Genomic DNA, 5,964 nt, shown 5'->3' on the forward strand with positions numbered 1-5,964 from the left:
CAGAATGAATGCAGCAAGTTTTTTCCCTTTCACACAAGTCCCTCCCCAACCTTTTTTTCTTTGTTTATAAAAGCTTTTAGTAAAAACGCTTTTATAAACTTACCTTCATTATATTTTTTCCTATATTTATAGACAAGTCTTTTAACTGTCTTTAAATGAATGGTTGTACAAAATTTACAATGGGTTTGTAGAAACAATGCGTTGGTACTTAATTTCCTTGCCTACCCCCTTTTCCACTTCAGGTGAGTATGAGTTGTAAAAAAGCTTTTTCTCTTCCACTTCAGCTATACTGTCAATTTCTCCTGCAATATAAGAGAGAAGCCGGTCGCGTGCTGTATCGATTCTTGTCAGCAGTCCCCCGTACCGAATATCAAGGATCTCCCATCCAAATGGTTTGTTATTTGTTAACCATTGTTTGCGGTGGCATAATCGCAGCTCCTTCACAGCTTCCTCTAAAAGGTTCAATTCTTTTGTTGCGATTCCCTTTAGTTCTTCCTTCCTGTTTGCATGGTAAAATTCACTTATTTTTAACCCAAGTTCACTTTTGATCGATAATACTGTGCACAGTTTAATCATAAATGAGTACAGCTGTCCCCATTGAGAAGAATTATGCACGTATCCCTGAAGTTGTTCTTTTATGTTTTGAAAATGCCGTGAAAAGTCATGGCCTTCTATATTTCTATCAAACAAACCCAGTAAAATATCCTGCCACAATAAGTACTTTGCCGGACTGTCCGGAATTAAGGCATGTATGTTTGCCTTGGGATGAACATCTAACTTTCCCATAGCTATGAATGCTTCATAATGAGCTCCAGTGCAAAATTCAAACCGTTTCTTCAGCTGGTTTTTCTCAACCATGCGGTGAAACCCGTGTTCCGCAAATAATTGCATACCTAACAATGCAAAAAAGAAATTGCTCTCCGCTCCATTATCACCCCACAAAGTCGCAAAAACCTCTTGCACCCCTTTCCTTTTACATACCGTCAACGCTGGATTGGTTGTATTGAACGTCTTTTCGTAATGAATAGTAGGACCATGCCATGTCCAGATTCCCCCGGCAAAGACCGGCGGACGTCCAAAAGCTGCATGTTTGTCAATATATTCCTCATAGAAAGCCTCATCTTCATTGTAATAATCCCAGTACACCATTTGAACATTTTCAGGGACTTTTTTTGTCTCTTCAACTGGAATTTCAATATTTAAGTCATAATAAGCATCTGATTCAGACCAAACCCGAAAATACATATCACTCCAAATCATGGGGCGCAATCCATATTTGTTCAGGATTCGTTCGACCTGTTTTAAATGTTGAGTCATTAAAGTGTAGCGGTCTTTTTTTTCATGCAGATCCAGATACCGTCCCCTGCCTAGTCCGTGAGCTTCGTCCATGCCAATATGAATACGCCTGCTTCGGAAAGGTGAGGAGGCCGAAACAATCATTTTTTCGATAAAGTCATATGTCTTTTGGTTCTCTACCAGCAAAACGTCTTCCGTATCCTGAATAGCTGATGTATGGGACCATTTTAAATACGTTGATAAATGGGCAAGTGTCTGAATGCAAGGAATAACTTCGATTCCTAAAGAACAGGCATAATCATCAATCACTCGCATCTCTTCTTTAGAGAAACGGCCCCGCATGTAACCAAAATACGGTTCGTCATCTATGGTATACGTGTCTTCTGTATACATCATCAAGACGTTTAATCCCATGATGGCCATATATCGAAGAAAGGTTTGAGCCGTTTCCGTTTTCATAACTGCGTTTCGTGAGCAATCAAACATGACGCCGTTCGTTTCAAAATACGGCTGCTCTATTATGCGGAAAGCTTCCTTTTTACGAGATGCTTCTACAAACAGGCCCAGTGCCCGGAAAAAATGTATTGTTTTTTGGTACGTAATCAACCCTTCTCCATTTTCCAGACGCACTTCAAGCAAAGCTTTAGAAGATTTGACCACTTTAACGGGTATTCCGTCTTCTGATATCTCGATTTCAAGCTGAGGAGCGAGTTTATCAATTCCTTCTCGTAATGTGTCCCATTCACCCAGAAATGATAGTTTCATCGTCAACCTCCTCACATGACAGGATGATGCGACTGAGCGACTTTTTTAAGAGCCCTTGCTGCATCATAAATCCCTTCTTCATCTCCCAAAAGTACGGTTTGGGTAATCCATAAAACCTGCTGGTCTCCCATTCGTTCAGCAACGGGACATGTCTGTATCCTTTTTTCTCCCGTCCATTCCTCGATTGAATTTTGTATGGCGTCGTAATTCGTAAGAGACGAATATCCGCTTGCGCATGGGATTCCTTCTGCAGAAAGCCGTTTCATGAACTCAGACTTAGGAAAGGACCTGGCAAACTCTTCTTCCAGATAAAACATATAGAGGTGAAAACCGTTGCGGGTCACCCGGTTATCGTTTTTAAACAATCGTACCCCCTCCATGTCTTTGAGCAATTGATCCAAAAGAACTGCGTTTCGATTTCGCCGTTCCACCTGTTCCTCAAGCCGCTCCATCTGTCCAAGCAATACCGCTGCCTGAAATTCAGTAAGACGCAGATTCCATCCAATTGTGTCATGCTGGTACCAGGCACCGTCACGGCTCCTTCCTACGTTGCACAGTGACCATGCCTTGTCAGCAAGAGTGCGGTCATTTGTAACGATCATTCCTCCTTCACCAGCGGTTAAATTTTTGCTTGATTGAAAACTGAACGTGCCTATATCACCAATGGCTCCCACTCCTTTTCCCTTCCACTGAGATCCTACCGCCTGGGCTGCATCCTCGATCAGCGCAATCCCATGTTTCCGGGCGATAGCACTTAACCTGTCCAAATCTGCTACCCTGCCTCCGATATGAACCGCAATGATGGCTTTCGTCCGCGGGGTGATGGCTTCCTCCACTTTCTCAGGGTCGAGAAGCATCGTATCTTCTTCTATATCCACGAACACAGGTATCGCTCCAAACATTAATGGGGCTGTTGCTGTAGCGATAAAGGTATAAGGAGGCATGATCACTTCATCAAAGGGCTTTACTCCCGCTGCCTGCAAAGCAACAGTGATTGCTACGGTTCCATTTACAACACTGACTCCGTAACCAGCATCTTGAAAACTGGCAAACTTGTTTTCGAAAACAGGAAGTTTTGCTTCATAACCTGCTAGATTGGATCCGCCTGAACCTCCCCATTTTCCTGAATCAATCACTTCTGACAGTAACCGTTTTTCTTCTTCTTCACTAATAGGCCAGATGGGATAGGGCTTGTTCCTGACGGGAACGCCTCCATGTATGGCAAGCTTATCCATGTGATTCTCCTCTCTGTAACGTACCGGCAACTTTTTGTTTTTGGTAAAAACACGCTACTTTCCGGATGGACGCAATCATTGCTTGAATATCTGCCATTGTATAAAACTCATTGACAGGGAGCCGAATGGCGGTTTTCAGTATGTTTTCAGCTTCGGGACACAATTCCCCTTCATAGACAGCACCTGTCACATCAAAAGGAAAAGTGCTGTTTTGATAGGCCGAACGCTTTTGGAATAATTCGCTTTTGTACACCACTTCCGGAATATAGCCTGCTGATGCAGGTATTCCTTCTTCTTTCAAGGCAGCAGCAAATTCATCCCTTGTGCAATCATATTTGGAAGTTTCAATACGGAACATATAGAACCAATAGGTGCAGACATTCCCCTCGTCTACTTGATGCGGATGGATGCCATCCAGCTCTTTAATGCCTTCGGTAATCTTGTTTCCATAGGCTGTTCTGTTCGAACAAATTCCAGGGAGTTTCTTCAGCTGCGCGATTCCAACCGCTCCTTGAAGTTCCGTCATTCTGTAGTTAGGAGCAAGATAAGATAGGTCCCTGTTTACGATGCCTCCCAGTCTTAAATAATTCTTATCGGCAAAAGCATGGGTCACTTTAAAATCCTGCTCCTCTGCAGAATTTACCGTTACCATACCGCCATCACCTGTGCTGATATGCTTAAAATCATTGGTGCTGAAACAGCCATAATCACCGATAGTGCCAACCAATCTTCCATTGTAAGAAGCAAGATAGCTCTGTGCACAATCTTCAATCACTTTTAACCGGTGTTTTTTTGCCAGATCCATGATCTCATTCATATTTGCAGGATTGCCTGCTAAATGAACAACTAAAATCGCCTTCGTCCTGGGTGTTATACACCTTTCAATAGAATTGGGGTCCATATTGTACGTGTGAGGATGAAGATCAGCAAAAACAGGGACGGCATTTTGATAAAGAATTCCTATTAAAGTCCCTTGATCAGTGATGGGACTCGTGATGACTTCATCTCCTACTGTAATCCCGGCTGCACCCAGTGCGGTATGGATAGCTGCAGTACCGGATGAAACTGCTACACTGTAGGAAATTCCGTACATTTCATTAAATGCATCAAGAAATTTTTTCACTTTTTCTCCGTTATGATAGAAGAGCGTATTTTGATCCAATGCCTCCACCAGTTCCTTTGCCTCTTCCAACCCAAATCGTTTTCCTGTTCCAAACGGCGTATCCTTCACTTTCCGGCCGCCGTGGATCGCCAGCTTTTCACTCATGGAAATTTGTCTCCTTTCCAGGAAGCACCCATTCTCCAGCTCGTTCTTCGACTTTTTGCTTTTTGCAGGAAACTCCAAAACGTTCGATATATGCTGAACTGTTTTCTTTTTCTTTTACCGGAATACAAATGACAGCACCTGAACAACCGTTCAAATACTTCACTTCTCCTCCTGAAAGTATCCCTTGGATCTGCATCCTTGAACGGCGCCTTACCCACTCGTTGATCTGTTCTCCGGTCCAAAAATGGTATTCCAACTCTTTGGCGCGTTGCACCACTTTTTTCAGTGCCTCTTTCACCGCTTGATCCCTGTAAATATGGATCTGATGAAATAAAAAGTGGGCAACTCCGCGCATACCCTTCGTCGTTTTTAAAAAAGGCTCAATGATGGATGTGTCTGCAAGTCTAGATAAATCCACGTCCTGTGTTAAAAATCCTATTTCTAAAACATCATAGATACGGTTTTTCTTATCGGCCCATGAAATAGGAAAATAAGGATGGCATGTGCCAAACAGAAAGCCAACATTCCCTTTTTTACTGGGTCCTCTCGTCTGATCCGACTGGATGCCGAAGCTTTCACACCACTCAAAGAATTCTCCCCAGTTTTGAAAAATCGTGTAATGGTTCTTATTGGAGACGATGGAATCTTCACCGCTCACTAGATTAAGCCACTCTAATTGCCTTTTCATTTCAGATTGATCCCAAAAACCGGCATCCTCATTCCTGGCATTGTAGTGGAGAGCGATTTCATGGCCCTTTTCACGAATAACAGGATAGAGAGAAGGACTGTATCCCGGCTCCATCATGCACCATGTGCTGTGAATTTGACATTCCTCCAAAACAGCTAGAGTGGTATATGCGGATGCATCGTCGTTTACATCACTATCCAGTGAGATCATGGCTATCTGTTCCATGCCATCTGGCCAATAATCAAGAAAAGGCAGTGTCAATCCCTGATCAAGAACGATTTTCAATAAATGAGAAATGATTGCTTCTTTCCATAAATCAGCATAGGGGAAAGCAAAATAGGGCTGGCCAGTGGGCGTTTGCAAACGATCCATCTCCCAATCCATGGCAAAACCATCGTCTGCCTTTAACAGCCCGTCATTCAAGTTAGCCGTGCCATCCGGAGCTGGCTGCCCATCCTTTGTGACAGGTTCTCTTCCCTGCTGCATGCCGACGATGGCCCCAATGATATCCACCGTCCAGCGCTGAAGGGTTCCTTCTCCTATATCCCATTTCTCAATTAAGGCGCCTGCACGATGTCCATCCTTCGCACCTGTTTTAATTTCTCCGTATTTTTGGCAATGAAATTGAGATGATGATGCAGTCCAAGTAAAAGCTTGAAAAAACCGTAAAAATTGCTGATTATGCACGGCATAGCCATCATCTATTCGGTGCT

General features: G+C 43.3%; 4 protein-coding genes. All 4 read right to left on the bottom strand.

Annotated features, from left to right (window positions below; translation table 11 throughout):
- Window positions 1–174: 174 nt before the first annotated feature.
- On the bottom strand, window positions 175–2,061 hold the full coding sequence (locus ABHN01_RS25520) for a beta-N-acetylhexosaminidase (protein WP_429877871.1): 1,887 nt from the start codon (window positions 2,059–2,061) through the stop codon (window positions 175–177).
- 11 nt (window positions 2,062–2,072) lie between these two features.
- Entirely contained in the window at window positions 2,073–3,296 is a 1,224-nt protein-coding gene (locus tag ABHN01_RS25525) for a DegT/DnrJ/EryC1/StrS family aminotransferase (RefSeq protein WP_429877872.1), read from the bottom strand.
- Window positions 3,289–4,563: a DegT/DnrJ/EryC1/StrS family aminotransferase gene (locus ABHN01_RS25530; RefSeq protein WP_429877873.1), complete on the bottom strand. Its 1,275-nt coding sequence runs from the start codon at window positions 4,561–4,563 to the stop codon at window positions 3,289–3,291. The genes ABHN01_RS25525 and ABHN01_RS25530 overlap by 8 nt, the downstream gene beginning before the upstream one ends.
- Window positions 4,556–5,964: hypothetical protein (locus ABHN01_RS25535; RefSeq protein ID WP_429877874.1), on the bottom strand; the 1,409-nt coding region annotated here is incomplete at its 5' end. The genes ABHN01_RS25535 and ABHN01_RS25530, both read right to left, overlap by 8 nt.

Origin of the sequence: Fictibacillus sp. NRS-1165 (assembly GCF_050468105.1) — a bacterium.
Taxonomy (GTDB): domain Bacteria; phylum Bacillota; class Bacilli; order Bacillales; family Fictibacillaceae; genus Fictibacillus_C; species Fictibacillus_C terrinigri.